General features: G+C 60.7%; 4 protein-coding genes. 1 reads left to right on the top strand and 3 read right to left on the bottom strand.

What is annotated here, in order from left to right:
• Positions 1 to 432 (top strand): GIY-YIG nuclease family protein (locus GC121_RS00075; protein WP_199857679.1); only part of this gene is annotated, 432 nt, incomplete at its 5' end.
• Positions 433 to 534: 102 nt separating this feature from the next.
• Here GC121_RS00075 and terL read toward each other — a convergent pair.
• From terL to GC121_RS00060, 3 genes are all read right to left on the bottom strand, one after another.
• Complete coding sequence (gene terL, locus GC121_RS00070; RefSeq protein WP_199857678.1) at positions 535 to 2,043, bottom strand: phage terminase large subunit; 1,509 nt, start codon at positions 2,041 to 2,043, stop codon at positions 535 to 537.
• Positions 2,036 to 2,545: a DUF5681 domain-containing protein gene (locus GC121_RS00065; RefSeq protein WP_151971925.1), complete on the bottom strand. Its 510-nt coding sequence runs from the start codon at positions 2,543 to 2,545 to the stop codon at positions 2,036 to 2,038. Before GC121_RS00065 ends, terL begins: the two co-directional genes overlap by 8 nt.
• Positions 2,542 to 3,027 (bottom strand): site-specific DNA-methyltransferase (locus GC121_RS00060; protein ID WP_199857677.1); only part of this gene is annotated, 486 nt, incomplete at its 5' end. The genes GC121_RS00060 and GC121_RS00065, both read right to left, overlap by 4 nt.

Here is a 3,027-nt window from a genome sequence, read left to right as displayed (position 1 = left end):
CAGCAGTGGTGGCGCTGGGGAGGGCGGGGCGCCATTCCGGTATCCTCGATCGCTACCGACAATCTCTTCACCGTTGCTGTTCCCGACTGGCGCGACATTGTCCTGTCATGGGCCGAGCTTGGCAGCATGCCATCCTCGTGGAAGGCGGCGCTTGCGCAGTGGCGCGGGGTGTATTTCATTCACGACCGGGCCCGCAATGCAGGGTATGTCGGATCGGCCAGCGGCGCCGAGAACATCCTTGGGCGGTGGCAGGATTATGCCCGCAGCGGCCATGGCGGCAACAGGGAACTTAGGGACAGCAAGCCGGACGATCTTGTCTTCAGCATCCTTGAGCGAACCTCGCCTGACCTGGCGGCAAGCGAGGTTGTTGCTCTTGAGGCAAGCTGGAAGGCACGGCTGCACACACGGACCACCGGATTGAATGCCAATTAGCGTGCAGCAGTGATATTCCTCTCGCCAGCAAGAGCATTGCGCGTTCGGGGAGAAGACAGGCACGCTTGCGTCCAACCCGCCTTCCCGCGCCCCCTCTTTGCGCTACAAGGCACCCCACGGATCTGCCTGCGACTGCATGCCCTGCCACCTCTGGTCAAATCCGAGCGCTGGTGCAACGCCCTCATCGGTCATTTCTTCAGGACCGGCAATTGCAGGAGCCCGGTACAAGTCCTTTTCCTGTACCCAGAGTAGCAGCTGTGAAAGCGCATCGACCTGATCGTCATGCCGGGCTGCCGGAAAGCCCAGCAGTTCTGTCTTGAACTCGGGCAACCAGTGCGCCTCGTCAGGCAGGAAAAGCCGGCCCGCCTCGATCATTGCACTGGATCCCATGACCCGCGAGATTTTGTCTCCGGCAGGGCGGCGGGCAATAGGGGATGGAACGCCGCAGGGTTCCTCGGCCCTCAGTACCTGCACCAGCTGCTGGCCCGATGCTGCATCCTCGATAAGCAGGGCCTGCACACCATGGGTCCGGGCAAGTTCGATCGTTTTTGCCTTTAATCCGGGAAACTGCAGCCGCTTGCGGCAGACATCCATAATATACACCGACTTGCCTACGATCCTTGCTGTGATGAACGCCGAATAGTCGTTGAACGGATTGTCCTTGCTGGCGGTATCAAGGGACATGACCACCTGGCCTTGGCCATGGGGAACGGTAGCTTCGTCCCAGGTCTTCAACCAGCCTGCCTCGATCAGATTGCCGACCTCGGGGACCGGGTTCTGTTGTAGCTGGCTGGCAAAGACGAAGGGGTTGGCAGCCTTGCGCTCGAGGAGGAGGCTGAGTGGCTGCCGCGCTGGATGCAGCGCGCATCCTTCCCGGCGCTGGTATTGGCGCCCTCTTGTCAGGGGAATCAGCTCATCCTTCTCGGCGATGGCAGGCAGGCGCAGCTCAAACCACTCTGGGCGCTGCCGCAGAACACCGACAAGGTCTCCTTCATGAAGGCGCTGCATAGTGACGATAATGCGGCCACTGAGCTGGTCATTGAGCCGCTGGGACAATGTGTCGTCGTACCACCGCGCGGCCGATGCCCTTGCTTTGGGAGATGTCAGATCCTGCGCCTTCATTGGATCATCGACAACGATAATGTCCGCCCCGAACCCTGTAGTCTTGCCTTCGACCGAGGTGGCCATGCGGCGACCGCCTGCGCGAGTGCGTAGGTGGGACACAGCCCGGCTTGACAGCGAGAACGCAGGAAAGGCCCTGCGATACCAGCGCGCATCCATGATCTTCAGACAATCTGTCGCCATATCGTCAGCCAGATCCTGACCATAGCTGATGCAAAGGAAGCTGAGCGCGGGATTGTGCCCCAGCATCCAGGCCACCCACGCAACCGACAATATGCGCGACTTAAGGTGCCGTGGCGGCATCGTCACGATCAGTTTCCGGTTCTCGCCGGCGATCAACCGGTCCAACTGGTGAATGATCGCATCGATATGCCAGTTATGGCTGTAGCTACCTTCGCCGCCAAGCTCGGCAAAGGCGAGACGCAGGAAGAAGTCGAACTCCCTCCTCGCCAGCGCAGCGATGACATCATCGGTGTGGACCTCAGTCATCGCCGGCCTCGCTGTCTTGTTCGTCCGGCGTATCGCCGAAGATTGCAGGATCGATCCCGAGATCGGCTGCGCGTTCGCGCAGATAGGCATCGAGGATCTGCTGATCGCTCAAGGTGTGATAGTGCCTGTTGGTCTCTTGCTCGGCGGCAATCCGGCGTCTGCGCGCATCGACCAGTTCGATCGCCTTGTTGTCGCCCTTGCGGGTTGCATTGTCGATAAGGCGCAGATCAACGGCTTGGCTCTTTGATACCGTCCGGTCGCGTCCGGCTTCGCGGACTGTAATCTTCCGGCCGAGCTCGCGCATGAACTCGGTATCGGCATTGCGAACACCTTTGCTGCGCTTGCCGCGTTTGCGTCCATCTCCGGCCCTGAACTTGCCACTCTCGGGGGGACGGTTCCGGCCCACAGCATAGCTGCCATCCTCGCGCAAATTGCCCTCCTTGTAGGGCTTGCCATCCGCGCGCCGACCACCGCGCAGATCCTCGTTGTCGTCCCCGCTCATGCGACCTCTCCTGCACGGGAGCTGGCAACTTGCGACAAGGGGGTTCCGTCATCGAGCATGGGCTCGCAGCCGGTTTGCTCGGCAAGACGTCGCAGGATGACATCGGCATATTTGGGGTCGAGTTCGATACCGCGCCCGCGGCGTCCGGTCATGGCGCAGGCAACCAGCGTGGTCCCCGCACCTGCAAATCCGTCAAAGACAATATCTCCCGGACGTGTCACATCGAGGATGGCATCAGCGCACATCTTGCGGTTCTTGACCGTAGGATGGTCCGCCAGATCCTGCATTCGGCCCTTACGGAACGTATTTGCGCCCGGATAGCGCCAGACGTTCGAGCGATTGCGCCGACCCAGCGCGATATTGCTGGTGTGATCGCCTGCGCTGACCTTGAAGACGTAGCAGAGTTCGTGGGCAGAGCGGTAGAAGTTGCCCATGCCCGGATCCTTGACCCAGACGATCAGGTTCTTTGTTTCAAGAAATAT

The organism is Erythrobacter sp. EC-HK427 (assembly GCF_902498745.1).
Taxonomy (GTDB): domain Bacteria; phylum Pseudomonadota; class Alphaproteobacteria; order Sphingomonadales; family Sphingomonadaceae; genus Alteraurantiacibacter.
Note: the sequence above shows the minus strand (reverse complement) of the source record. Positions and strands in the feature narration are given on the sequence as shown.

Bases quoted from the DNA above. Each gene is read 5' to 3' on its own strand.
- terL (WP_199857678.1), bottom strand. From the start codon at position 2,043: ATGACTGAGGTCCACACCGATGATGTCATCGCTGCGCTGGCGAGGAGG.
- GC121_RS00065 (WP_151971925.1), bottom strand. From the start codon at position 2,545: ATGAGCGGGGACGACAACGAGGATCTGCGCGGTGGTCGGCGCGCGGAT.